20 protein-coding genes are annotated in these 24,617 nt (G+C 54.3%); 8 read left to right on the forward strand and 12 right to left on the reverse strand.

What is annotated here, in order from left to right; genetic code table 11:
- Nucleotides 1-10 precede the first annotated feature (10 nt).
- The 4 genes from ACO2Q8_RS22245 to ACO2Q8_RS22260 all read right to left on the reverse strand — a co-directional run bounded on the left by ACO2Q8_RS22245 (nt 11) and on the right by ACO2Q8_RS22260 (nt 6,031).
- Nucleotides 11-1,354, reverse strand: a complete 1,344-nt coding sequence (locus tag ACO2Q8_RS22245) for a flippase (RefSeq protein WP_423347064.1) — start codon at nt 1,352-1,354, stop codon at nt 11-13.
- Between the two features lie 9 nt (nt 1,355-1,363).
- Nucleotides 1,364-2,341 (reverse strand): GDP-mannose 4,6-dehydratase, encoded by a 978-nt coding sequence (locus ACO2Q8_RS22250; RefSeq protein ID WP_423347065.1) that lies wholly within the window; start codon nt 2,339-2,341, stop codon nt 1,364-1,366.
- A gap of 147 nt (nt 2,342-2,488) precedes the next feature.
- Nucleotides 2,489-3,601 carry a lipopolysaccharide biosynthesis protein gene (locus tag ACO2Q8_RS22255; protein ID WP_423347066.1) on the reverse strand — a complete coding sequence of 371 codons (1,113 nt, stop codon included), beginning with the start codon at nt 3,599-3,601 and terminating at the stop codon, nt 2,489-2,491.
- Between the two features lie 33 nt (nt 3,602-3,634).
- Nucleotides 3,635-6,031 (reverse strand): SLBB domain-containing protein, encoded by a 2,397-nt coding sequence (locus ACO2Q8_RS22260; protein WP_423347067.1) that lies wholly within the window; start codon nt 6,029-6,031, stop codon nt 3,635-3,637.
- A 183-nt stretch (nt 6,032-6,214) separates the two neighbouring features.
- On the opposite strand from ACO2Q8_RS22260, the gene ACO2Q8_RS22265 reads away from it, so the two are divergent.
- The 3 genes from ACO2Q8_RS22265 to ACO2Q8_RS22275 all read left to right on the forward strand — a co-directional run bounded on the left by ACO2Q8_RS22265 (nt 6,215) and on the right by ACO2Q8_RS22275 (nt 7,912).
- Nucleotides 6,215-6,724: a gamma carbonic anhydrase family protein gene (locus ACO2Q8_RS22265; protein WP_423347068.1), complete on the forward strand. Its 510-nt coding sequence runs from the start codon at nt 6,215-6,217 to the stop codon at nt 6,722-6,724.
- A gap of 152 nt (nt 6,725-6,876) precedes the next feature.
- The gene (locus tag ACO2Q8_RS22270) at nt 6,877-7,377 is read left to right on the forward strand and encodes a Fur family transcriptional regulator (RefSeq protein WP_423347069.1); all 501 of its coding nucleotides are present in this window, start codon (nt 6,877-6,879) and stop codon (nt 7,375-7,377) included.
- Nucleotides 7,378-7,462: 85 nt separating this feature from the next.
- The gene (locus ACO2Q8_RS22275) at nt 7,463-7,912 is read left to right on the forward strand and encodes a hypothetical protein (protein WP_423347070.1); all 450 of its coding nucleotides are present in this window, start codon (nt 7,463-7,465) and stop codon (nt 7,910-7,912) included.
- Nucleotides 7,913-7,924: 12 nt separating this feature from the next.
- Here the strand turns inward: ACO2Q8_RS22275 and ACO2Q8_RS22280 are convergent, their stop codons facing one another.
- From ACO2Q8_RS22280 to ACO2Q8_RS22295, 4 genes are all read right to left on the reverse strand, one after another.
- Nucleotides 7,925-9,124, reverse strand: a complete 1,200-nt coding sequence (locus tag ACO2Q8_RS22280) for a sialidase family protein (protein ID WP_423347071.1) — start codon at nt 9,122-9,124, stop codon at nt 7,925-7,927.
- 44 nt (nt 9,125-9,168) lie between these two features.
- A complete protein-coding gene (locus ACO2Q8_RS22285) occupies nt 9,169-11,352 on the reverse strand; it encodes an ATP-binding protein (RefSeq protein WP_423347072.1) in 2,184 nt (727 codons plus the stop codon).
- 131 nt (nt 11,353-11,483) lie between these two features.
- Nucleotides 11,484-12,125 (reverse strand): hypothetical protein, encoded by a 642-nt coding sequence (locus ACO2Q8_RS22290; RefSeq protein WP_423347073.1) that lies wholly within the window; start codon nt 12,123-12,125, stop codon nt 11,484-11,486.
- A 75-nt stretch (nt 12,126-12,200) separates the two neighbouring features.
- Entirely contained in the window at nt 12,201-12,830 is a 630-nt protein-coding gene (locus tag ACO2Q8_RS22295; RefSeq protein ID WP_423347074.1) for an MgtC/SapB family protein, read from the reverse strand.
- 107 nt (nt 12,831-12,937) lie between these two features.
- On the opposite strand from ACO2Q8_RS22295, the gene uvrA reads away from it, so the two are divergent.
- Nucleotides 12,938-15,856: an excinuclease ABC subunit UvrA gene (uvrA, locus tag ACO2Q8_RS22300; protein WP_423347075.1), complete on the forward strand. Its 2,919-nt coding sequence runs from the start codon at nt 12,938-12,940 to the stop codon at nt 15,854-15,856.
- A gap of 73 nt (nt 15,857-15,929) precedes the next feature.
- Here the strand turns inward: uvrA and ACO2Q8_RS22305 are convergent, their stop codons facing one another.
- The gene (locus ACO2Q8_RS22305; protein ID WP_423347076.1) at nt 15,930-18,617 is read right to left on the reverse strand and encodes an ABC transporter permease; all 2,688 of its coding nucleotides are present in this window, start codon (nt 18,615-18,617) and stop codon (nt 15,930-15,932) included.
- A gap of 18 nt (nt 18,618-18,635) precedes the next feature.
- Nucleotides 18,636-18,977, reverse strand: a complete 342-nt coding sequence (locus ACO2Q8_RS22310; RefSeq protein WP_423347077.1) for a PadR family transcriptional regulator — start codon at nt 18,975-18,977, stop codon at nt 18,636-18,638.
- A 335-nt stretch (nt 18,978-19,312) separates the two neighbouring features.
- Here ACO2Q8_RS22310 and ACO2Q8_RS22315 point away from each other — a divergent pair, with 335 nt between their 5' ends.
- The gene (locus ACO2Q8_RS22315; RefSeq protein WP_423347078.1) at nt 19,313-20,353 is read left to right on the forward strand and encodes a sugar phosphate isomerase/epimerase family protein; all 1,041 of its coding nucleotides are present in this window, start codon (nt 19,313-19,315) and stop codon (nt 20,351-20,353) included.
- Between the two features lie 71 nt (nt 20,354-20,424).
- Here the strand turns inward: ACO2Q8_RS22315 and ACO2Q8_RS22320 are convergent, their stop codons facing one another.
- Nucleotides 20,425-20,877: a lipocalin family protein gene (locus ACO2Q8_RS22320; protein ID WP_423347079.1), complete on the reverse strand. Its 453-nt coding sequence runs from the start codon at nt 20,875-20,877 to the stop codon at nt 20,425-20,427.
- 192 nt (nt 20,878-21,069) lie between these two features.
- Between ACO2Q8_RS22320 and ACO2Q8_RS22325 the strand changes: the two genes are divergently transcribed.
- The 3 genes from ACO2Q8_RS22325 (at nt 21,070) to ACO2Q8_RS22335 (ending at nt 23,298) form a co-directional block, all read left to right on the forward strand.
- Nucleotides 21,070-21,405: a DUF6883 domain-containing protein gene (locus ACO2Q8_RS22325; protein WP_423347080.1), complete on the forward strand. Its 336-nt coding sequence runs from the start codon at nt 21,070-21,072 to the stop codon at nt 21,403-21,405.
- Between the two features lie 6 nt (nt 21,406-21,411).
- A complete protein-coding gene (locus ACO2Q8_RS22330) occupies nt 21,412-21,642 on the forward strand; it encodes a DUF4926 domain-containing protein (RefSeq protein ID WP_423347081.1) in 231 nt (76 codons plus the stop codon).
- A gap of 69 nt (nt 21,643-21,711) precedes the next feature.
- Complete coding sequence (locus ACO2Q8_RS22335; protein ID WP_423347082.1) at nt 21,712-23,298, forward strand: N-acyl-D-amino-acid deacylase family protein; 1,587 nt, start codon at nt 21,712-21,714, stop codon at nt 23,296-23,298.
- 8 nt (nt 23,299-23,306) lie between these two features.
- On the opposite strand, the gene ACO2Q8_RS22340 is transcribed toward ACO2Q8_RS22335, so the two are convergent.
- Entirely contained in the window at nt 23,307-24,446 is a 1,140-nt protein-coding gene (locus tag ACO2Q8_RS22340; protein WP_423347083.1) for a serine hydrolase domain-containing protein, read from the reverse strand.
- Between the last annotated feature and the right edge of the window lie 171 nt (nt 24,447-24,617).

Consider the following 24,617-nt stretch of genomic DNA (forward strand, 5'->3'; position numbering starts at 1 on the left):
AGCGTTGAATCTAGATCATCCGATTGATCCGTTCCCGTAGAAATGTTAGCTTCAGCGTGTCGAGGAAAGCACTGGTTTGGGCGAAAAAAACCGGACGGGCCTGGCTGATGACGTAATTCATCAGGTACGAAGTCGTCAGTTGGGCGATCAGAGTGGCGATGGAGGTGCCGACGGCACCATACCGGGGAATCAGGAAAAAATTGAGCAGGATATTGAGCACTGCGCCCATGATGGTTTTGAGCAGTAGCAAACGCTGTTTATTGTGAATGACAAACCAGTAACTACTGCCCACACCCATGAATACAAAAACCGCTGACCAGATGTGAATCACCAGAATGTCGTCGACTCCGCGATACTGCTGGCCGTACAGGAACTGAATGAGCCAGGGAGCCGAAAACGTTATGAACACGGCAATCAGCAGACTGATGAAGATCAGCAGGCTTAGCAAGTTCCGATACGCCCGCTGGAAGGCTTCCTCATTCTCGGTTTTCAGGCGGACAATGGTTGGGTAAAACGACGAGGTGAGCGCCGTTGCAATGAAATACCAGACTTCCGAGAGCCGCAAGGCCGCACTGAACTTGCCCAGTTCGAGGTTGGTCGCCAGTTCTTTCAGCATAAATTGGTCGCACCGCATGTAGATGAAGATGAAAAACTCCGATACCATCAGCGGCCAGGCTAACTGCAGAAGCAGAACCGCCAACTGCCGATTGAAGCGCCATTGCACCAGGTATTGACCCTCCTGCCGGTTGTAAATCACCAGCAGAATCAGGGCCGAAAGCGCGGCTTCGACAAATACAACGGATGAAAAGGCGAGCAGACCAAACTCATTGGCCAGAAAATAGACCCGCAGACCCGTCGAAAGGGCAAAAGCTGTCGATTTGGCAATCACCGACAGCTTCGACTTGACCCGCGACTGGAAATACAGGTCGATCACATCCACGCTCTGACAAACCAGCACCGAACTGGTAAACAGAATCATGGCCTGCAAGACTGGCTGGTCGCTGTACAGGATGCGGGCCGTCACCGCAATGGCCAGCAACGAAACCGTTCCGGCCAGGAGCCGCAGGAGGAAGGCGGTTCCCAGGAGCTGGTTTTCGGTATAATCCTTGTTGCGAACCAGTTCCGTCACCAGCACATTGGCCAAACCTAAGCCCGCCAGCGACGTCAGAACCGTTGGGAAGACGTTGGCAAAGTTGAGCAAACCGAACTGCTCCGGCCCCAGGTACCGCGCCGACCAGACGCCCACCAGTAGCGCCGTCGCCATCCGGAAAATCCGGTCGAAAAACACCCATCCGGCGTTGGCGAAGGCTTTCCGGGCGGTTGTACTCAGCTTTCGGGGGCTTGTTTCGATCATGCGGTCGGGTCAGGAAGCAGTCGGGTGAAACACGCCGTTCAGTTGCGCGTCGACCATCATCTGGGCTACTTCCTCCATCTTATGTTTGGCTTTCCAGCCAAATTGCCAGAAAGCTTTAGCCGGGTTGGCGTTTCCTTCGGCCAGGTCGGTCGGGCGGAAAAAGGAAGGGTCTATCTGCACATGATCTTCCCAGTTCAGGTCAACGCGTTCGAAAACCGTCCGAATAAAATCCTTCAACTTCCGGGTGTGGCCCGTCGCAATCACAAAGTCGTCGGGTTCGGGTTGTTGCAGCATCAGCCACATGGCCTCCACGTAATCGGGTGCCCAGCCCCAGTCGCGGGCAATGTCGATGTTCCCCAGGGTCAGTTTTTCGGTACTGCCCTGGGCAATCCGGCAGGCGGCTGCTACAATTTTGCGGGTAACAAACCGTTCCGGCCGCAGGGGGGATTCGTGGTTAAACAGAATACCGGTGCTGGCAAACAACTGGTAGGCTTCGCGGTAGTTGGCAACCTGCCAGAAGGCGGCAGCTTTGGCCACACCATACGGGCTGCGCGGCCGAAAGGGCGTTCGTTCGTCGGCGGCCAGTTGGCCCGTATCACCGAACGATTCGCTCGATCCGGCGTTGTACAACTTGATCGGTAATTCGCTGAACCGGATGGCTTCCAGCAGATTCAGCGTGCCGACACTGATACTTTCCAGCGTTTCCACGGGTTGTTCAAACGACAACCCCACCGAACTCTGTCCTGCCAGGTTATACACTTCGTCGGGCCGGATTTTTAGCAGGGTTTGCAAGACACTACGGAAATCATTGATATTGACCGAAACCAGCGAAATGTCCGATCGAATGTTTAGCCGGGTCAGGTTCTGAAACGATGACATCTGAGCATCCCGCGAACCGCCGTAGACTTCGTACCCCTTCTGCAACAGCAAATGCGCCAGATAGGCCCCATCCTGCCCTGAAACGCCACAAATCAATGCTTTTTTCATCGTGCTTAACTGGTTTTCAGTATTCAGTTTACGGTTTTCCGTTTTCGCTATTCGTTATTCAATATTCATTATTTGCTATTCCTTCTTTCCATTGCCCCTCACGGCACCAAGCCACAACGGAAAACCGTATACTATTTCCTTCTTTACTTACGCCAGCGGACCATTGACGCGTCCCAGTACGGTTTTAACAAACGTCCACGCCAGACCGCCAACCATCCCGGCGACGAGGGCGGCTACAATAAACAGCATTCGCCGGGGGCCGCTCGGCCGCAACGGAATGCGGGGCGGTTCGAGCATTTTGAAAACCGGCGTTTCTTCCTGGACGCGGATTTTGGTCTGTTCCAACTGCCGCGAGAGGTCATTGTAAACGTTCTGAGCCAGGATAAACTCGGCCTGCAACCGCTGCTCGGCGATCCGGGCCAGCCCGCTGTACAGACTGCGGTTGCGGTCGCGGTAACTTTCCAGTTCAACTTCGGCAGCCTGGTACCGACGCCGGGACTGCGCGACCTGTTGCGTCAGAAACCGCTCCTGATTCCGTACCTTCTGGGTCCGATAGCTGGTAATATAGTTCGTCAGGTATTCGAGCGAAAACCGGGCGACGGTAGCGGCCACCACCGGATCGGGCATGACGACCTCGATGGTCACCATGCCGGTTCGGCGTTCGTAAGTCGTCGTGATGCGCTTGATCAGGGCAGCGGCCAGTCCCTCCTGCTCGGGTGTGATCTGGAGCGCCTTGCTGTAATTTTTCGGGTCGGGTAATGCTACGGGAGCCGGTTTTATGGTTTCGGGGGGCGAATCATCCGTGGTGCCGGTCAGTCGCTGAAAAGCCGTTTCCTGCTGTTGCCGTTTCAGGTACGTCTGCAACGGCATGGTGGTGCCGTACGTTTTGGAATACACCGGCTGCTTGAGCACCTGCAATGCAAACGGAATGCTTTGCAGCACATTCGGGAACAAATCCGGCCGGATAGCATCGCCACCCGTATTGTCGAGGTTGATACCGGCTAAACCCGCCAGGGAACCCAATCCACCCGCTCCGCCCGCCGGACTGGCCGACGCTTCCGGCATGACGATGACTTCGGCTTTATAATCGTCCGGTTTCGAAAAAGCATAATACAGACCCAGCAGCATCCCAGCCAGCGCTCCAAGGAGTACGGCTTTGCGGCTGCTTTGGAGAAACTTCCAGATGTCACCCGGCCGAATTTGAATCAGATCATCGTCCATTTTGGGCCCGGCAGTGGATGTTTGCGTTGTTACTGGCATGAGCGACGTTCTAAACGTTGCGCTAAGGTACGCTTAAAAGGTTCGAATCAGATTTAGAATAACGGTTGTCAGGGTGACGGTCATCGTTCCGACGACCGAAATCAGGCTAATGCGTTCGCCCGGCGTCAACCGTCGTTCGTCGGTCAGCGGACCGAACGGCACGATAACCCGTGAACCTGGTTCAACTTTTGGGTATTTTCGGAAAAACAAAAACCGTTTGGTTCGGTCTTTCAACCCGTTGGCATACACGACGTAGGCTTTTTTGTGCCGGGCATTATCGGTATAGCCGCCTGCCTGGGTCACGTAATCCCGGAAACTGAATCCCTGCGTATAGCCCACCGTCGATGGGTTCAGGACAGCGCCCTGAATGGATACGGTTTCGGGACGTTTCGGAATAATAATCGAATCGCCCACTTCCAGCAGCAGGTTGCCCGGAACGCCCGGATCCTGCAGGATCGCGCCCAGGTCCGTGGCAATCACGACGCCCCGCCGGGAGAAGCGCGTGCCCGGCAGGAATGCTTCCGGTTTGAGGCCCCCGACGCGCCGGAGAATATCTGAAATGCGTTCCGACCGCGACTCGATGGCGTAATTGCCGGGGTGCATCACTTCGCCAAAAACCGCCACATTCTGCTGAAGCTCATACCGGGGCGAGGTCCGCACGTAAACCACGTCGAACGGTTTGAGCAAAAACCGGGCTTCGGCCGGTTGAAGGTTTAAGCTCCGGTCGATGGAAAACTGAAAAATCTGCACGGTTTCGCGGCCGGTTGTTGTCGTGGTGTCTTCCCGAATCCGGCGGGCTACCTCGATGCGGGTGGGCGTGGCACCTTCCTGAAAACCGCCCGCCAGTGCAATCAGGTCGGCAACAGTCAGATTGGCCACGTACGAAATGGTGTCGGGCCGGTTGACAGCACCCTCGATACTGACGTAATAGGGCTCGCGCAAATCCCGGACGGAATAAATGTGCAGACTATCCTGCCGTACCAGCGGAATATCTTCGGTTTCGTTCCGCATCAACCGTCCGACATCGAACGGAATAGCCTCCAGATCCATATTTTCGCGTTCCCGGTACAATACCGCCCGGTTCAGGAAGGCATCTTTCCGCAGGCCCTCAGCTTTACCAAGCAGCGAACGAACCGAGGAAATATCGTCTCCCAGCGCGTAATCACCCGGTCGCATGACGGCTCCGGTCACCTGAACCCGGTTTTCGTAGCGGTTCAGGATCTCACCGACCGTATACCGGTCTCCCGCCTGAGGGACAAACGTGGCAATCTGTTCCTGGGTGATAGTCGAAATGCGGAGTTCGCGGGGCGTGTTCCGGCGGAGGGTGATCGAAAAGGTATAGGCCCGGTCGGTAAAACCGCCCGCGAAGGCCAGCACATTTTTCAGCGTTTCGCCCGGTTTTACCTCGTAGATCGCCGGTCGCTTCACCTGCCCGAGCATTTCCACCCGAACGCCGTAGTCGTTGACTCGGATCACGTCCTGATCCAGCAGCCGGATATCGTCTTTTTTATCGGCCCGGAGCAGGTAATCGTAGAGGTCGATGGTCCGGATCACGCGGTTGTTGCGAATCACCTGAATGTCGCGAAACGAGCCGGTTTCGGGGTTGGGGCCACCCGCCAGATACAGCGCATTGAAAGCCGTTGCCAGCGATGAAATGGTGTAAGCCCCGGGCGTGACGACTTCGCCGACGAGTGTCACCCGGATGCTGCGGATGTTGCCCAGCGTCACGGTGGCGTAGGTGCCGCTGCCGGGTCGATTCAGGCCCTGGTAGGCCTGCCGCAGCCGCCCGACGATCCGTTGTTCGGCCTGCTCGATGGTCAGCCCGCTGACAAAAATGGGTGCCAGGTTCAACATCCGGACGGAGCCTTCGGGGCTTACGGGTAGCCGAAAACTTTCGGACGAGTTTCCATAAATCTCCACAACAAGCTCGTCGTCGGGGCCGATGACGTAATTTCGGGGCGTTGCGATCCGCAGGTTGGGTTCAAACGTGAGCGTGGTGCCTTTAAACAGGTTGGAGCCAAAGATGTAGGGCCGACGAACCGTATCCCGCCGGAACGGATTCAGGCTGTCGTTGAGCGGGTAAGGCCGCTGGGAAAGCAAACCCTGTTGTGTCCGGTTGATCAGCGTATCGCCCTGAAACTGGCCCGGCCGGGTTGATTGTTGTTGCCTGATTTTGGCCATGCGCTGCCGCATTTTAGCAATGTCGCTCAGCGTATAGCCCTGCGACATGGCCGCCTGTTCAATCTGCATTTCGGTCAGACCGCTGGCCTGGGCGCGTTGGTAAAACTCAATAATCTGCTCGTCATTCATTTGGTCGGCCCGCGACGGTTGCTGCGCAAACCCGCTGACAGACAGGATTAGCAGAAAGAAAAAAGACCATAAGGTACGTTGCCGGAGCAACAAAGAAGAAAGGTCTTGGTACGTGGGCAACGTAAATGTTAAGCTGCTACAAGTCATGCAGTGAAAATAATCTGGCGCACAAAGGTACGAATTGCTTGATTCTCTGTCGCTTTTTATAGTCAACGGCCCAAAAGTGGCTTTTTATGCAAAAATACCGCTATTTCGTTGGAGAATTAGCCAAATAATTAACCGTACAAATAGAATTTTAGCAAGATGGCACTAGTAAAACCGGTTCGCGGAATCGAGCCAACATTTGGCGAGGAATGCTGGTTTGCGGATAACGCAACGATTGTCGGTGAGGTGAATATGGGGCGAAATTGCACCGTCTGGTTCAATGCCGTCGTGCGGGGGGATGTTAACAGCATTACGATGGGCGACTACTGCAACGTACAGGATGGGGCCGTCATTCATTGTACGTATCAACGATTCAAGACGACCATTGGAAACTATGTATCCATTGCACATAACGCCATTGTCCACGGTTGCACGATTGAGGACCAAGTGCTGATCGGGATGGGCGCTATTGTGATGGATGGCGCGGTGGTTGGTAGCGGTTCCATTATTGCCGCCGGGGCTATTGTTACGCAAAACACGGTTGTGCCGCCGGGTACGATTTACGCGGGCAATCCCGCCCGATTCCTGAAAAACGTAACCCCGGAACTCGGCGAAGTTTTTATGCGGACGGCCAATAATTACGTCATGTACGCTAAGTGGTACCAGTAAATAGCGCTGATTGACAGGTTTTTCTTCCTGAGCCTATTGCTTTGTATGAAATAAAACAGTATTTTTGTTTGAACTTAGTCTAAATAAATAACTGCTGATAGACTATTCGGTTAAACGTCTCCTAGTCGGACGACCGTTCCCTGATTACGCCCATGCTGGAATCAACCTCGTTATTTAAAACCGCCCGAACAAAACTGGAAGAATACCTGCTGACGAAGGGGCTGCGCCGGTCGACGGAGCGGTTTGCCATTCTGGAAGAAGTCTATTCGCGCGATGATCACTTCGATGCGGAAGATTTGTACCAGGCGATGCACCAGCGCTCGTTTGCCGTCAGCCGGGCAACGGTTTACAATACGCTGGACGTTCTGGTGGATTGCGGACTGGTGCGGAAAAATCAGTTTGGGGACGAGGACAACACGAAAAGCCGGTTTGAAAAAGCACTAGGCCGGCAGCAGCATGCCCACTTGATCTGTGTCAATTGCCACCGGGTCATCGAGTTTTGCGATCCGCGCTTACAACTTATCAAAACCACCGTGGGGCAGACCCTACAGTTTGAAGTGGAATCCCATTCCCTGGTTTTTTACGGCGAATGCGCCGACGAAGCCTGTGTTGCCCGCACCAAAGCCGCCAACCTGAATACCCGCGTTAATTAGTACTACATTGCGCCAGGCGGGATAGAAGGGAAAAAGGAATGATAAATGTAATGGACAGCACACACTTCTAACGCCCAAAATCCCGATGCGCCCGGTTGTTTGTCTTTTCGTTTTGCTGGTGGCTTCCTGTGCGCCCCGGATTCGGCAGGAGCAGATGCGGATGGCTCCCAACCAGCTTTTACACCGAAGCAGCGATGTGTTTCGGACCGAGTCCGGCCCGTCGATCAAATCTGTTAAAAGCGTTTTTCTGCAAGCTCGAAACCTGAACGTTCGGTACGCCGACGGCCACTCGGAGATCGTACCACGAGCCGAGGTCTGGGGCTTTAGCGACAAAAAAGGACGGATTTACCGGCTGTACAAACGTGGTCAGTACGAAGTTGTCAATATTGGGGATGTGGTTACGTACGAACAGCAAAAGACCCGCAGCTATACCACAAATGGGCAAACGAACACCACGACAGAAACGGAGACGTTTTACAGCAAAACCCTCGACAGCAAGATTGTCAGCAGTCGCAAAAAAGCCCTGGCCGAATAGCCATTCGTCTGATTACAGTTTCGCCATCGGTTTGCGCCGGAAGTTTTTGATGCGGTGAAAGGTCAGAAAGTTGGCATCGTGGTTGTTGTGCGCCCCGCCCAGGCCGTCGTCGAAAGCCGTGCGCGAGAGGAAAATAATATCCCGGCCTTCAAACAGCCAGTCGACGTACTGAAAACCGTGTTTGGCCACATCGGGATGCTGCAACACCACGCGGTGCAACTCCCAGTTCATCAGATCCTTCGAGCTACAAAGCGCCTGTGTATTGCGCAGACTGGCCGGATTTTTCCCCGGATTGGCCTGTTTAAACGGCTCAGGAATGTAATTTGTTAGTGTCCAGTACCGCCCGGATTTCGGATCGTACCGAATCGTGAATTTCTTACTTCCACCCGGAAACGGCACAAAACCGGTGCTCACATCAAAGCGGGCGGTTTTGCCATCCGGACTGATCCGCACAAAGGCGGCTTTTTCGTCCAGCGACTTCTTGTGATCGACGCGCAAAATGTCCAACATCTCGCCCGCCGGACTCAGCACCGCGTTACCTTCTATCCAGCCGCCAAACTCGCCGTTCAGGTACGTCGAATCAAACCGGAGCACGTTGCTGCTCGTCCAGCTCGACGCCTTCATCGGATCGGCGTCCAGCGGCATCGACAGCATGAAAGCGCCGTAGCGTTTGCCCCATTGTTTGATCGGCCCCATCGCGTCTTCCATCGCGCGCCAAAGCCGGCCGTTGTGTTCGAGAAATGGCACCGGGGCGCAGTGGTATTCGCCCACCAGCAGCAGGCCGTTGTCGGCGTCGGTCGGGTTGGTCCAGGTAACACCCCCGTCGTCGGATTTCCGGATGATGGTGTTGCCGTGGTGTTTGTCGGTTCCGAAAAAATAAAGCCCGTTGCGGTGAACGTAGAGTTTCGACCAGAACTGCCCGTTGATTTCGGCGATCGGTGTCCAGGTTTTACCCCGGTCTCTGGAGCGGTAGATGCGGGAAGTGGGCCGGACAAACTCGTTGGATTGCGGCCCGAACAAATCATGCGACGCCAGGTAATCGCCGTTGGGCAGCACGCACAGGCTCGGCGAACCGATGTACAGTCCCGACGAGGCCGGACTGTGGGCGACAATTATTCCCGGCACCCGGGCGAAATCAGGTGTCTGCCCAATCCCAGGCAACGAAAGAAAAAGAAGACCGGATAGCAGAAGGGTGACGAGCCTGGCAAACATACCCTGGAAAGCAGAAAGAAACCGGTTTTTACTTACCCGCCCGATTACCTCGGCAAACGCAGGATAAACTCCGTATACGCCCCTTCTTCGCTGGCGACTTCGAGCTGACCGCCGTACCCTTTCGTGATAATGTCGTAGCTCAGCGACAGCCCCAGACCCGTGCCTTCGCCGGTGGGTTTGGTGGTGAAAAACGGCTGAAAAACCTTCTCCCGGACCGCTGCCGGAATGCCGGTTCCGTTGTCGCGGATGGTCAGGACAACGTGCTGCGCCGTCGCCTGGGTCGAAACCGTCAGTTCGGGTTCGTAACCGGTGGTCGCACTGGCCCGCCCTTTCTGTTGCAGAGCGTAAAACGCGTTGCCGAAGAGGTTGAGCAAGACGCGGCCAATTTCCTGCGGAACGACCTGTATCAGCCCAACCGCCAGCGAGAAATCCGTGCTCAGTCGGGCTTCGAAAAACCGGTCTTTGGTCCGAAAACCGTGGTAAGCCAGCATCAGGTGTTCCTCGGTCAGCGCGTTGAGGTCGGTGGGTTGCCGTTCGCCGGTGATGTTGCGGCTGTGTTCGAGCATGCCTTTGACAATCAGCGACGCCCGCTGGCCGTGGTGGCTGATTTTTTGCAGGTTCTGCGTCAGATCGCCCAGAATCTCCTGCGCATACGCCTGTTCCGATTCCGGCAACTGCTTGAGTGGACCTTCCTTCAGTTCGTCAGCCAGTTCGGTACTGAGTTCGGAGAAATTATTGACAAAATTGAGTGGATTCTGAATTTCATGGGCAATACCGGCCGTCAGTTCGCCCAGCGACGCCATTTTGGCCGACTGAATAAGCTGGGCCTGGGTAGTCCGGAGTTCAGCCAGCGACTGGTTCAGTTCGGCGGTTCGTTTCGTAACCTGTCGTTCCAGCAGCTCATTTTGCGTAGCCAGAATCTGTTGCTTTTCCTGTTCCTGAACCAGCGTCTGCGCCGACAACCGCCGAACCTCCTCCAACTGTTTCCGAAGCGACTGGTACGTTCGGGCATAATCGCCGACCAGCGAAAGGGACAAACCCATCGGGACGCTCAGAAAGGCCAGCAACACCAGCAGGATGATTGCAAACGCCAGCAATTCCGGCCGGTTCCCCAAGCGAAAACTTTCGATTCCAAAGGCTGCAACCACGATTCCCCCGACGATGATAAACAGCGAAATAAACGAGAAACGCAGCGACTTCCAAGGGAGCCGCACGTCGTAATCCCGTCGGAGCCGCCGGGCAAGCCAGCTTACCCGGATGTATTCGACCAGAATAAGCAGAAACGGAATCCAGGCGTTGTCTTCCTGGGTGGGGTCGATGAACAGGGTGTACACGAACGTTCCGACCAGCAGCCCGATCAGTGACCAGAAAATCCAGCCTTTCCGACGTTCGAGGTAGGTGTAGAGTGACAACAACATCAGACCGAAACTAGCGTAGGTAGCGGTCCAGGAAAGCAGTTGCAGCAACGAACTGGCGGTCAGCGTTCCGGCGTAGGTTTTAAGTTGGTCCAGTAAAAATGTAAAGGCAATGGCCAGCATCGTCAGCGACAAGACCCGGTTGACGGATTGAGTCGGGTTGGCGCGGTAGAACAGGAAGTGCAGTAGGCTCAGAATACCCATAATGCCCGTTACCAGCAGCGCGACGCCCGTGTTGTACGACTCCTGGTCGATGAGGTCATTCAGGCTGTGGCCGACCGGAGCCATGCTAAAGTTAAACGGTTTTTTGTCGACCACAAGGCCAATGAGCGGGTCGCGCCGGAACGAATACCGCACCGCCAGCACGTGCCGGCTGGTGTCGGCAATCCGAATCGGAACTACGGCCGAAATGCGTTGCGAACCGCCCGAATCAAACCCGTCCGGTCGAAGCGTTTCGATCAGTTTCCCGTCAAGGTACACGTCCGAAGCGCCAAACTGTTTGAAAGTCAGGGCATACGTCGTGTCTTCAAGGGACCGGAACCGGATGACCCGCCGAAACCAGCCCCGGCCCGACTTCCAGAGCGTGGGATTGTCGTCGAGATCAACGCCCGGATTGATGCGTTCCCAGCGCTGGTGATTGTAGGCCGGATTTTTCCAGGCCAGGCTATCGCCCGCCCGGAACCACCAGCCGCCCTCCGGAACGCGTTCCTGCTTGGGCGGTTTGGCCGTCTGGGCAACTACCGGCCACATCCCCGCAAGGACGCACACGAAAAGACAGACAAAAAGGCTAAACCGGAAACCTGAACGGATCATACAGGCAAGTTAATCCGGCCCGGGTCAATTTACAACCGCGCAAAACAAAGTCTGCTCGTTTGTGAAACCGGGTATACCAAAAAACCGCCCCGCAACCGACGCTCAGGGCGGTTTTTTCGCTTGATAGACGCTTAGAAGAACGACACCCGGATGACCCACGGACTGCCGCCGTAGACAAATGACGAATAAATCGGGTTCGCGTTGTAGCTCAGGTTATACAAAGCCGTCAGGTTGACGCCAAACCGGCGACTAATAGGTTGCGAATACGTCAAACCGACCAACCCGGCACTCACCCAACGGCGCATGTCCTGGTAGGGGATTATGCTCGTATTAGTATATCCTACATTCGTATTTTCGAACTCACCGTGCAGATACAGGTTTTTGACGATATTCGGAACGACTTCGTACATCCCGAAAACCCGTCCACCGTACTGACTTGTCCGGTAAATTTCAGTGGCGCCATTCTGGTAGTAATATTTCGCCCGGTAATAAACATAGTTAATCCCAACACCAAGAATGGCGCGTTCGGAAGCTTGGTAGGCAATAACGGGCGATACGCCGATGCTAAACGGATTACCAATGGAGACATTGCTAATCCCGCCCCCAAACCGCAGTCGTTGTGAGAAAGGCAGGGGATCACCTTCCGGCGTTTTGGTTTTCAGCGGGTCTTTTCCGTCTCCGCGCCGGTCTTCCGGGTCTTCCGTAATTTGCCCGAAGGCGACACTGCTACTGATCAGAAGGATAGCCAATAAGCCTTTCTGTATGAGGTTCATAGAATTGATTAAAGTACAAAAATGAAAACTTGTTATAGTAACGAAAAAGTAAGGGTATTTAGTTGGTGATTTCCCTCAAAACGTAAACTCTTTCACCTCCGGATCGTTGAGCAGGTGCTGGATACAGCGTTCGTGGGCTTTTTCCGGCCCGTCGACCCGCCAGTTTCCGATCAGCTCGTCGCCGATGCGTTGCTGGGTCTGCCGGTGCGGACGCAGGCCGTATTCTTTAAACAGTTTTTCGTAATCGGCCAGGGTTTTATGCCGAAAATCTGTCACAATCCGGTATTGCCGAATCCGGTTGACGCGGGCAATCCAGTTGGCAACACCCGGCAGGATCATCAGCGTCGCGCCGATGATCACAAAACTGCCCAGCGCCACGTCGTAAAAACCGCTCCCGATCGCCATCCCAATGGCCGCTACGGCCCAGATGGTGGCCGCCGTGGTCAGGCCTTTGACGGCGTTTTCCTGCCGGTAAATGATGCCTGCGCCCAGAAAACCGATGCCGTTGACGATGTTGGCTGCAATCCGGTCTTCGTCGTCAAACTGCCGGGAAACGATGGTAAACAGCGTTGACCCGACACAAATGAGCAGCGTCGTTCGTAAACCGGCCGATTTGCTCCGGTACTCCCGTTCAGCCCCGATGATGCCGCCCAGCAGCATCGCCAGCGCCAGCTTTCCCAACTCTTCCTGTACGGCTATGTCCATGCTGCTTTTGGAACGTTGCTAACGGTTCCTGTGAACTTTGCGAAAAAAGAAACCATCCTTTCAAAAAAACCGTTAGCCCAAAGATAGAGTTTTGCTACATTTATAGAATGAATTTATCGGTTAGTCTGCCGCCCAACGGCTCATTTCCCCAGCCCGACGTTGAACGCCTTGATCCCAAAAACTACATCATCATCAAGGGTGCGCGCGTGCACAATCTGAAAAGTATCGACGTTGCCATTCCCCGGAACCAATTGGTGGTGATCACCGGTTTGTCCGGCTCGGGCAAATCGTCGCTGGCCTTCGATACGCTGTTTGCCGAAGGGCAGCGGATGTACGTCGAAAGCCTGAGCAGCTACGCCCGACAGTTTCTGGGTCGTATGGAAAAACCGGAAGTCGACTACATCAAGGGCGTCTCCCCGGCCATTGCCATCGAACAGAAAGTAACGACCCGCAACCCCCGCTCGACGGTTGGAACGACCACCGAAATTTACGATTACCTGAAACTGCTCTTCGCCCGGGTGGGTGTCACCTATTCGCCGGTTTCGGGCCGGGAAGTCCGGAAAGATACCGTCACGGATGTGGTCAACTATTTGTATAGCTTCGAAGCCGGGCAGCGCGTGATGGTGATGGCTCCGCTGCACATCCGAACCGACCGGACGCTGGCCGATGAGCTAAAAGTGCTGCTCCAGAAGGGCTACACCCGGATTGTGGCCGACGGCCAAGTGCTGTTCATCGAAGAAATCCTGGAAAAAACTGTTGGAGAACCTAAATCCGGCGCGGAACTCGAAATTCTGATCGACCGCAGTACGGTGCAGTTCGACGAAACCTGCCAACCCGAAGAAGACAACCAATACCGGTTTTCGGATTCGATTCAAACTGCTTTCAACGAGGGCGAAGGCGTTTGCCGGGTCGATGTGGTCGGGAAGGAATCGCGCGTTTTCTCGGATAAATTTGAACTCGACGGCATTACGTTCGAAGAACCGACCGTCAACCTCTTCACGTTCAACAATCCCTACGGCGCGTGTCGGCGGTGCGACGGTTTTGGCAAAGTGCTCGGCATCGACCCCGATCTGGTCATTCCGGACAAGAATCTGTCGGTGTTCGAAGGGGCCATAGCGCCCTGGCGCAGCGAGAAAATGAGCGAGGAGTTTCTGCGTCCGTTGCTGAAAAACGGCATTCGGTTCGACTTCCCGATTCACCGCCCTTACAAAGACCTGTCGCCCGCCGAGAAGGAGATTCTCTGGACCGGCAATACCTATTTTCAGGGCCTGAACGCGTTTTTCGACTTTGTGGAAAGCCAGACGTTCAAGGTGCAATACCGGGTGATGCTGTCGCGCTACCGGGGCAAAACGACCTGCCCCGAATGCCGGGGTTCGCGCTTACGGCGGGATGCCAGCTACGTGAAGATTGCCGGAAAATCGATTACCGACATCGTGCTGATGCCGATTGGCGAAGCCGCCGAATTTTTCCGAAACCTGGAATTGCCCGCTCACCAACTGGAAGTGGGTAAGCGGCTGTTGACCGAAATCCGCAACCGGCTCGACTACATGGAGCGCGTCGGCCTGAGCTACCTGACCTTAAACCGGCTCACGAATACACTCTCGGGCGGTGAATATCAGCGTATTAAACTAGCTACCTCGCTTGGTAGTGCACTGGTGGGTTCGATGTATATTCTGGACGAACCGAGCATCGGCCTGCATCCCCGCGATACAAAGCAGTTGGTGAGCGTGCTCGAAACCTTGCGCGACCTGGGTAACACCGTCATCGTGGTCGAACACGAAGAAGAAGTCATGCGGGCTGCTGACCAACTCATCGACATCGGCCCCGACGCGGGTGTCAACGGCGGGAATCTGGTGTTTCAGGGAACGTGGGCGGAAATTTTGGCAGAGGGCTTAGGGCAAAGGGCAAATGATTTGGAACCCTCTGCCCTAAGCCCTCTGCCCTCTGCCTCCCACACGATTGCGTTTCTGACGGGGCAGGAAACCGTGCCGGTGCCGAAGTTTCGGCGGAAGGCGACGCACTGGCTGGAAGTGAACGGTGCGCGGGAGAATAATTTGAAAGACCTGGATGCGCGGTTTCCGTTGAATACGCTGACGGTGGTGACGGGCGTGAGCGGCTCGGGCAAATCGACGCTGATTCGGAAGGTGTTGTACCCGGCGCTGATGCGGCTGAAAGGCGACGGTTCCGAAGAAGCGGGCAAGCACGACAGCCTGGGCGGGAGCCTGGACCGGATTGCGGCCATCGAGATGATCGACCAGAACCCGATTGGCAAATCATCGCGCTCGAACCCGGTGACGTACATCAAAGCCTATGATTACCTGCGGTCGGTGATGGCCGAACAACCGGTAGCCAAAGCGCGGGGCTACAAACCGTCGCATTTTTCGTTCAACGTCGATGGCGGGCGTTGCGAGGTGTGCCAGGGCGAGGGCGAGGTGAAGATCGAGATGCAGTTTATGGCCGATATTTTCCTGAAATGCGAAGGCTGCAACGGCAAACGGTTTAAACAGGAAGTGCTGGAAGTCACGCTGAACGATAAAAACGTGGCCGACATTCTGGACATGACCGTCGACGAAGCTATCGACTATTTCCGGAAAGCCGAGCCTAAAATGGTCGAGAAACTGCTGCCGTTGCAGGATGTCGGGCTGGGGTACATCACGCTCGGGCAGTCGTCGAACACCTTGTCGGGTGGCGAAGCGCAGCGCGTCAAACTGGCGTCGTTTCTCGGAAAAGGTAACCCCAACAAAGGCGGGACGCTGTTCATTTTTGACGAACCGACCACTGGTTTGCACTTCCACGACATCCGTAAGTTGCTGAAAGCCATCAACGCGCTGGTCGATCAGGGCGATAGTGTGATCATCATCGAGCACAACACGGAAGTGATCAAATCCGCCGATTACCTTATGGACCTCGGCCCCGAAGGCGGTGATAAAGGCGGTTACATCACCTTCGCCGGAACGCCCGAAGAGTTGGTCCAACTGCCGCAAGGTGAAAACTACACGGCGGATTTTCTGCGCGGTAAAGTCTGACGGTTTTGATGTGTTCTTTCATCCAAAAACACCGTTGTGACATGGTGTTTTTGGATGAAAATTTACGAATGGGTTATTCCGATCGTAAGCTTTTGACCGGGTTTATCAAGGCAGCTTTGATGCTCTGGAAGCTAACGGTTAACAACGTGATGAGCAACGCCCCGGCACCCGTGGCGGCAAAAACCCACCAGGGCAGATCGGTTCGGTACTCATACTTCTGAAGCCAGTTGTGGAGAAGATACCAGGCCATCGGGGTGGCAATTCCGAACGCAATGATGACCAACACGAGGAAGTCTTTGGAAAGTAAAGTCCACAGATTCAAGGCCGAAGCGCCCAATACTTTCCGGACGCCCATTTCTTTCGTTCGCTGCTCGGCCATGAATGAGGCCAGGCCAAACAGCCCCAGGCAGGAGATGAAAATGGCCAGTGTGGCAAAAACCGACGCGAGTTTACCAATCCGTTCTTCGGTGGCAAACTTAAGGCCATACTGCTGGTCGGTAAATTTGTAGTCGAACGGACTGCCCGGATTGAATTTGCGAAATACCGCTTCGACTTTCGCCAGGGACTCACTGGCACTCCGTGCGGGGTTTAATTTGATCGTGATGACATTCGACCAGCCATAGTTCAGCGGAAATACCGTTTGGTAGACCGGCTCAAACGGGGAGTTCATCACCATATCCTTAATGACCCCCACGATCTGGTACGGCTTTCCGTTCCATTTTACGGTTTTCCCCACCGGGTCCTTCAAACCCATGTAGTTGACCGCCGTTTCGTTCAGGACCAGGCCCGACGAATCAGTTGAAAAAGCGCGGGAAAAGTCCCGCCCGGCCACGAATTGCCAACCCACGGTTTTGCCAAAATCATGGGTGACAGCCACCACCCCCAACTGTTCTTTAAAATTCGGATCTTTGCCCGCCCAGTCAAAGCCGACCAGCCGCGAATTGAGCCGGGTCGTTGGCGACGACGAAGTAGCCATTTCCACCACGGCCCCCGTTCCAATCAACTCAGTCCGCAAGGCATTGTAATGACCGTATAATTCCGGTGTATTCATGGCAACAGTAATCAGTCCGTTTCGGTCATAGCCAATCGGACGGTTTTTCGCATGCTGAATCTGACGGAAGACAATGATCGTTCCGATGATGAGCGTTACCGAAACCGTAAACTGGGTTACGACCAGGACCTGGCGAGGGAGAGATGCCAGACGTCGGAATCGTGACGACGAACCGATCCCCTTAAGTACCTCGATCGGCTTAAATGATGAGAGGTAAAAGGCGGGATAACTGCCCGCAATCAGCCCCGTAAACAGACTAAAGCCCAGGGCGGAAAGCCAGAAATACGGCTCGTTCCACGGTAAAGACAGGTTTTTATCGGCTACCTCATTGAAAAAGGGCAGACTCAGCAACACCCCGAGCAACGACAGCCCAAACGCAAGGGCGACAACCAGCAGTGACTCACTAAAAAATTGACTGATGAGCTGGGAACGGACCGACCCAATGGCTTTGCGAATACCGACCTCTTTCGCTCGTTTCTGGGAGCGAGCCGTCGATAGATTCATGAAATTGATGCAGGCCAGCAGCAGCACGAACACCCCGGTGATGCCAAACAACCAGACGTATTGAATCCGACCTTCCTGATGACCCGATTGGTTCCAGCCGTACAAATGCCAGCGGTTCATGGGGAGCAAAAAGATCTCCGGTTTCAGGTGGGCGGTTTCGGGAACATGGATCAGCCGCAGGTTTTTTATTTTCCCCGAAACGGCCTCAAAATTGGAGTTGGGGGCAATCTGCGCGAAAATTTGCCAGGAGTTATTTTCCCATCCGGCATTGTCCCGAATCCAGGGCTCCGACGACACATACAAATCCCAGGGGGCCACAAACGTCATCTCCCGAAATTCAGAGTTGTACGGTAAGTCCTCGTACACACCGGTCACTTTGACGTTCAGCTTGTTATCAATTTTCACGATTCTACCGAGCGGATCGGCATCGCCGAAAAGGGCTTCGGCTACGGATTCTGCCAGGAGAATGGAGGAAGGGTCTTTTAGTCCGGCCCGCGTGCCTTTCCGCATTTTCAGGGTAAGCATCTCGGGGGCTTCCGGGCTCATGTAACGGCCGGTTTTCGTAAATTTTCTGTCACCGGACGCCAGAATATGTTCGCCGTTCCAGGTGGATAAAACGACGGAGGTAAAATCGTCCGGAAAATCCAGCCGCAGGGTGTTAGCCATTGGAATAGGCATGGCTTCACCAGCACCAAATTCGCCGTTAACCGTGGCCCCTTGCATTACCTTGGCAAGGCGGTTATAATTCAAATGGTATTTGTTGAAGGCAAATTCATCATAGATCCACAGGCCAATCAACATGGCGACGGCCATCCCGACGGCTAACCCACCGATGTTGATAGCAGAATAGGCTTTGTTACTGGCCAGATTCCGCCAGGCGATTTTGAAATAGTTACGTAGCATAGCAGGACGAAGTAAAGAGGTTCCGGAATACTCGGTGCTGAATGGGTAGCTGGTTTGTCGTTTGGCAAAAAAGGGCGTCAGGCACTGTAAAACCGCCCAGATGTACTCGCGTCGGGCCTCGGCAACGCTTCCTTGTTGAAGACGCTTGTGGAACATCTCCAGCAAATCTCCCTGCACGTATTCCAACAGGTGCGGAGCAACAAACCACGTAAGTAGCCGATCGGCCCACCGGGGTGGTTCGGCCGGGCCACCGGGGCTGTTCCGGGGAGATGGCGAAGCAGCTTGATTGGGTTTATTCTTCATCTGGAGCGGCAGAGTTGTTTATCGGATACCTAATAGCTGCAGCTTTTCTTCCGGAATGGCCTGCCAGAGCTGCTGACGCATCTGCTGAACTTCCTGCAAAGCCCGGCCCCCGGCCGCTGTCAGCGCAAACAGGCGCTTCCGCCGTCCACCCCGCTCGGTGGTTGCTCCACCCACGGAGGAGGCAAGGAAACCTTTTTCTTCCAGTCGATACAAGGTCGTATGCACCGCGCTGATGGTGAAACTTCGGCCGGTTTGCCGCTGGAGTTCTTCCATCACCGGCACGCCGTAGACATCCTCGGTACTGGCGGCCACGACCAGAAGCACCAGTTCTTCCAACTCTCCCAAGACGGTTTTTTTCATCGATACATCAGCTTAGTATTAGATACAATATTTTAAATCAAATCTGATGCCAGAGATAAAAAAGGGCTTTAAACGCATCCAGAGGCCTATAGAGACAAGCCTCTATGTCCAGAATCGGACGAAGCATTGTCCAATCATGGACAAGAATGAGGTTGGAAGGTAGGTATAGTAGGCAGTTTCCTCAATTGACCCGCTTCATGCCTAGTGGCTTGTCGGCTAAAAGGTCTGATCCGTCGATGTTTCTGCCTCACCTATCTATTGACTTTGTATATTTACCCGAAAAAATGTTGCTTTACTGATTCCGTCTGGTAAACTAAACCTACAGTCTTACTGCTATGAAAAACCATTCCTCACGCCGTCGGTTTCTGGGCACTACGGCCGCTCTTGTTTCGGGAGTGGTGGTCGGGAGCCACAAACTTTTCGGAGCACCGGCCCTCATCCGCAGCCTGGGTGACAAGCCGAATTCATTGATCGACGGCGTCCAGATCGGGTGCATTACGTACTCGTTCCGTGACATGCCCGACCAGAGCGCCGAAGCCACCCTGCAATATGTGCTCGACAGCGGCATCAGTGCCATTGAACTGATGGGTGGCCCGGCCGAATCGTTTGCCGGGGCACCCAAAAACACGGTGAACATGCGGGAGGTTTTGCCGCTGATGCGCAAACGGCGCGAAAAGCAGGAACTGACCGAGGATGAGAAAAAACAGCTCGCTGAAGTGGATGCGCAGATGAAGGCCTACCGTGAGGAAGTTGCCAAATGGCGGCTTTCGGCCCCAATGGCGAAGTTTGAGCAGGTGCGCAAGCTGTACAACCAGGCCGGGGTGAAAATTTACGCCTTCAAACCGGATGCGTTTGGGATGCAAAATACCGACGCCGACATCGACTACGGCATGCGGGCCGCCAAAGCCCTGGGGGCCAATCAGGTCACACTCGAACACCCGGCCAACGATGCGCATACGCTGAGACTGGGCAAGATGGCCGAAAAACACGGTTTGCGTGTGGGCTATCACGGTCATGAACAACAAACGCCGACCTTCTGGGACACCGCTCTGGCGCAGTCGCCGGCCAACGCGCTGAATTTCGATCTGGGGCATTACGTAGCCGCCGGAAATCCGGATCCGCTGGAGCTGATCCGGCAAAAGCACGACCGCATTGCCAGCATGCACATCAAAGACCGTCAAACCGCCGAACACGGCAAGGGAAACCTGGAATGGGGCAAAGGCGACACCCCGTTGCTGCCCGTGTTGAAGCTAATGCGGGAGCAGAAATACAAATTCCCGGCGGTGGTCGAACTGGAATACCAGATTCCGGCGGGGTCTAACGCCGTGGCCGAAGTAAAAAAATGCGTCAACTTTTGCCGGAATGCGCTGAGCTAGTTGAGCTAGTGGGGCAAAGGGCATAGGGCAGAGGGTTCGTTCTCCAATGCCCTTTGCCCTATGCTTTCGCGTTACTCCTTTTTCACCCGCCGGTATTTTTCCACAATCACCCGGTCGATGCCCAGCTTTTCGAGTTTCTCAACGCCTTTCTGAATCAGCGTATCCCCGTTGATCTTCACAACGAACTCGAAGGTATTGTTTTCCCAGGCCGGATCGACGTAATAATCCAGGTGTTCGGTATACACGCTATCCACCAGCGTATACGTGCCGCCCCCGCCCGAGAACGGAAGCGCGGCCGAGTCCTTTCCGGCTCGTTGGTCGTGATTCAAAAACGCAAAATGCGTCGCATTGATGATCTTGATCATTTTCTGACGCGGATTGAAGGTCGAATAGGTGGAGTCTTTTTCCGTTGCGGTGGCCGAAACCAGTTCCCAGGTGCCGACGAGGGGAACATCGGCTTGGTTGGTCTGGCAACCGGACAGGACACCGAGGGCCATCGAGACCAGGGCAATTCTAAACTTCATGCTGGACGGGTTTAGGAGTAGAAGTACGGTAAAGGCGGAAAACGAATGCCTAAAAGTAAGCAAAGTCCGATTTCTGTCTGCATGAATCGCTGGCAAATGCGGTTTTTGTTCGTTAAGTTCGTGGATTACGGGAGTTTCTCGTTTTTCTCTGATCCATTGCACATGTAGAAACCGTCCGCGGTTAACCTACCTATGTCTTTGCCCAATAGCCTTAATGCCTTGGTAACTGACGAGAAAGTCAGGGATTATCTTTTGGCTGAAACCCATCCGCAAAACAAAGGGAAAGCGAAGTTTTTCTTTCAAATAGGATTTACCCTTGAAAACTACGAGGTTCTTCAACAGGCTTTAAAGAGGGTAGCATCAGAAGGTGCTGTTCGTACCAGCATGCACACTGAATTTGGCGAAAAATTCGTGGTTTTGGGCCTTTTAACTGCCCCTAACGGTAAAGTTTACCCAATTGAGAGTGTCTGGATTCTGGAAAAGAAGCTGGAAATTCCGAGATTAGTGACTGCATACCCATTTCCCTGAGAAATCATGAAAGAAGGAGACCTTGTTGCCTTACTAATTGATCTGCCAGCCCGACAACTGGCTGCAGGCGATGTTGGAACGATTGCCTATATCTATCAAAACGGGGCAGGCTACGAAGTGGAATTTGTTAATGCCAACGGGGATACAATTGCTGTCGAGACCCTAAAGGCCGATCAGGTGAAAGGCGTAACAAGCAGTGAGGTCATCCTCCACATCCGATTGGACACTGCTGCCTGAGTAAAGTCAGGAGAGGCAGACGATAGGAATCTATCTTCTTAAACTTATCATCTGGAGTTAGTGTATTTCATGAAACACCTCGTTTACCTGCTCTTCATCAGCGCTTTTGCTAATGGACAATCGTATGATCTGGTGATTAAGAACGGCCGCGTGGTCGACGGAACCGGCAACCCCTGGTATTACGCCGACGTGGCTATCCAAAACGGGAAAGTGGCCCGGATCGGGCGGATTCCGGCATTGGAAGGCAAAACCGTCATTGATGCCCGCAACCAGATCGTGGCCCCCGGTTTTATCGATGTCCACACGCATGTCGAAAGCAATTTGCAGGACCGGCCCGGGGCCGAAAACTTCCTCTACGACGGCGTAACCACGCTCGTGACGGGCAACTGCGGCAGTTCAGCCACCAACCTCCGGCTTTTCTACGACTCGCTACGGATTAGCGGTTTTTCGCCCAACCTGGCGTCGATGATCGGCCACAATACTGTGCGGATGAAGGTCATGAAAATGGCCTTCCGGGAGCCAACCGCCAAAGAACAAACCGAAATGGAAGTGCTGGTTGAGCAGGCCATGAAAGACGGCGCCGTCGGCCTTTCGACGGGCCTGATTTACACACCCGGCACCTACGCCCGCACACCCGAAATCGTCAACCTGGCGAAGGTGGCCGCGCGCTACGGGGGCGTCTATGCCTCGCACATGCGCAACGAAGGGCAGGATGTCAAAAAAGCCATTGCCGAAGCGATCCAGATTGGCCGCGAGGCCCAGATTCCGGTCGAGATTTCGCATTTTAAAGTCGCCAGCAAACCGATTTGGGGCAGCAGCGTCGAAACCATCGGAATGGTGGAAGCGGCCCGGCGCGAAGGGCTCGATGTGACGGTCGATCAGTATCCGTACACGGCCTCAAGTACTTCACTTTCCAGCATTGTGCCGTCCTGGGCGCTGGCCGACGGTGATTCGGCCACGCTGGCCCGGTTTCGCGATCCGGCCACTCGCGCCAAAATTGGCAACGAAATGCTCGACGGTTTGAAAAAGAACGACCGGAAAAATTACGACTACGCCGTGGTGGCCTATTATCCGGCCGACACAACCTTCAATGGCTTGAGCATCAGCAAAATCAATCAGAAACTGGGCCGAAAGAATAAGGTCGAAGCGGAAGCCGATCTGGTGCTGGAACTGATGGAAAAGGCGAACATGAAACGGATTCAGATGGTGTACCACACCATGTCGGAAGACGACGTAGCCACGATCATGCGCTACCCGAACACGATGATTGCCTCGGACGCGGGTGTGACGCGCTACCAGTCCGGGATGCCGCACCCGCGCGGCTACGGCACCAACGCCCGGGTGCTGGGCCGGTATGTCCGCGGGCAAAAAGTCATTCCGCTGGAGGAAGCCGTCCGGCGGATGTCTTCGCTGCCCGCCCAACGCTTCAACCTCGACGACCGGGGCCTGCTCAAACCCGGTTATGCCGCCGATTTGGTGATCTTTGACGAAAAAACCGTGGCCGACCAATCGACCTACGACGTTCCTCACGCTTATTCGACCGGTTTTTCGTACGTGCTGGTCAACGGCGTGCCCGTGATCGAAAACGGCAAACACACCGGCAAACGACCGGGGCAGGTGCTGATGGGGAAGGGGTTTGTTAGGAAAAAGGAATAACGTACGAGCTATTTTTTTGGTGCTTTACCCGCTTGCTCCCGCCAGTTAATTCCTAAAAAGGGAAACGCCGGATGCTGGCCACCAACTGTTTGACGCACCATCTCATCGGCAAAATCCAGACCGTTCGATCCATTCGCAAAATAAATTACCGCGTCTTTGCGCCTGCGGTTCGCCATGACAAAACACTTGAACGTACCGTTATCGCCCCAGTGCCAGAAATACGTTTCCGCCGGTGTTTGTTCCACGCCAATCCCTAAACCCCAGTAGGAATTGGACGCCAGGGTGTCGGAGCCCGAAAAGCGGGTTGGCAATTGACTTTGTGGACTGAGCATCTGATCGACCGTGTTGGGCTTTAACCCCGTTGCGTTGAAAATAGCCTGTATAAACCGGGCATAGTCAGCAGCCGTTGTGTGCAGGGAATAGGCCATATTGGCCTGCGCCGGTTTGTATTTTTGCTGGACTTCTCCCGACTCGTTGTGCGGCTGGGCGTAATTAGCGGTAAAACTCGGTTGCCAGACAAAGCCACTATGCAACATACCCAGTGGCTTCAACACCCGCTCTTCCATCAACGCATGGATCGGTTTGCCGGTGATTTTTTCGACAACTTTTTGCAGATAGACGAATCCTTCCCCGGAGTACCCAAACCGCTCCCCGGGTGAACGAACCATCGACAATTGGGATGATCGCCGGTTTTTACGCCAGTTGGGGAGCCCGGATCGGTGACTCAAAACCAACCGGGCCGTAATTTTCTTATACCGTTCATCGTCTGCCACATCGGGATAAGGCAGGTAGTCAAACAGTGGTTTGTCCAGGTCCAGACTCCCTTCGTCCACCAGTTGCAGAACCGCATACGCAAAGAGTGGCTTGGTCAATGAAGCGGCTTCAAATACCGTATTGGCATCCACTGGCTGGGTCGAGTCTGCTCTGGTAATACCATAGGCTTTCGTATAGGAAAGTTGGCCATTCTGAATCCATGCCAGCGACAAGCCGGGCACGCTGGCGCTGTCCATGAGCTGCTTTACAGCCCGGTCAAGTTGGTTAAAAGCCGTATTATCAGGCTTGTTTTGGGCCTCACTGGAAGTCGCCAGCAGGCAGAACAAGATCATTAACCCAACTAGTGCGCCGGAAGGTCGAGGGTTCACGTTCATCATGTTAAAAGTTTATAAACATGGGCATAGCAGGAATACGATCAGACGAATAGGCATAAAAACACAATCTACTACAATAATTAATCGACTGATCATTCACCATCTTAAACCTGCCTAACATCAGTGGTACTTATAATTCCAATAGCATTCACTTTTTGATATTCAGGTCTT

The organism is Larkinella sp. VNQ87, from assembly GCF_049445795.1.
Lineage (GTDB): Bacteria > Bacteroidota > Bacteroidia > Cytophagales > Spirosomataceae > Larkinella.

Bases quoted from the DNA above. Each gene is read 5' to 3' on its own strand.
- ACO2Q8_RS22340 (WP_423347083.1), bottom strand. From the start codon at position 24,446: ATGAACGTGAACCCTCGACCTTCCGGCGCACTAGTTGGGTTAATGATC.
- ACO2Q8_RS22280 (WP_423347071.1), bottom strand. From the start codon at position 9,124: ATGTTTGCCAGGCTCGTCACCCTTCTGCTATCCGGTCTTCTTTTTCTT.
- ACO2Q8_RS22270 (WP_423347069.1), top strand. From the start codon at position 6,877: ATGCTGGAATCAACCTCGTTATTTAAAACCGCCCGAACAAAACTGGAA.
- ACO2Q8_RS22330 (WP_423347081.1), top strand. From the start codon at position 21,412: ATGAAAGAAGGAGACCTTGTTGCCTTACTAATTGATCTGCCAGCCCGA.
- ACO2Q8_RS22245 (WP_423347064.1), bottom strand. From the start codon at position 1,354: ATGATCGAAACAAGCCCCCGAAAGCTGAGTACAACCGCCCGGAAAGCC.
- ACO2Q8_RS22250 (WP_423347065.1), bottom strand. From the start codon at position 2,341: ATGAAAAAAGCATTGATTTGTGGCGTTTCAGGGCAGGATGGGGCCTAT.
- ACO2Q8_RS22325 (WP_423347080.1), top strand. From the start codon at position 21,070: ATGTCTTTGCCCAATAGCCTTAATGCCTTGGTAACTGACGAGAAAGTC.
- ACO2Q8_RS22275 (WP_423347070.1), top strand. From the start codon at position 7,463: ATGCGCCCGGTTGTTTGTCTTTTCGTTTTGCTGGTGGCTTCCTGTGCG.
- ACO2Q8_RS22320 (WP_423347079.1), bottom strand. From the start codon at position 20,877: ATGAAGTTTAGAATTGCCCTGGTCTCGATGGCCCTCGGTGTCCTGTCC.
- uvrA (WP_423347075.1), top strand. From the start codon at position 12,938: ATGAATTTATCGGTTAGTCTGCCGCCCAACGGCTCATTTCCCCAGCCC.
- ACO2Q8_RS22315 (WP_423347078.1), top strand. From the start codon at position 19,313: ATGAAAAACCATTCCTCACGCCGTCGGTTTCTGGGCACTACGGCCGCT.
- ACO2Q8_RS22295 (WP_423347074.1), bottom strand. From the start codon at position 12,830: ATGGACATAGCCGTACAGGAAGAGTTGGGAAAGCTGGCGCTGGCGATG.
- ACO2Q8_RS22290 (WP_423347073.1), bottom strand. From the start codon at position 12,125: ATGAACCTCATACAGAAAGGCTTATTGGCTATCCTTCTGATCAGTAGC.
- ACO2Q8_RS22305 (WP_423347076.1), bottom strand. From the start codon at position 18,617: ATGAAGAATAAACCCAATCAAGCTGCTTCGCCATCTCCCCGGAACAGC.
- ACO2Q8_RS22310 (WP_423347077.1), bottom strand. From the start codon at position 18,977: ATGAAAAAAACCGTCTTGGGAGAGTTGGAAGAACTGGTGCTTCTGGTC.
- ACO2Q8_RS22335 (WP_423347082.1), top strand. From the start codon at position 21,712: ATGAAACACCTCGTTTACCTGCTCTTCATCAGCGCTTTTGCTAATGGA.
- ACO2Q8_RS22285 (WP_423347072.1), bottom strand. From the start codon at position 11,352: ATGATCCGTTCAGGTTTCCGGTTTAGCCTTTTTGTCTGTCTTTTCGTG.
- ACO2Q8_RS22255 (WP_423347066.1), bottom strand. From the start codon at position 3,601: ATGCCAGTAACAACGCAAACATCCACTGCCGGGCCCAAAATGGACGAT.
- ACO2Q8_RS22265 (WP_423347068.1), top strand. From the start codon at position 6,215: ATGGCACTAGTAAAACCGGTTCGCGGAATCGAGCCAACATTTGGCGAG.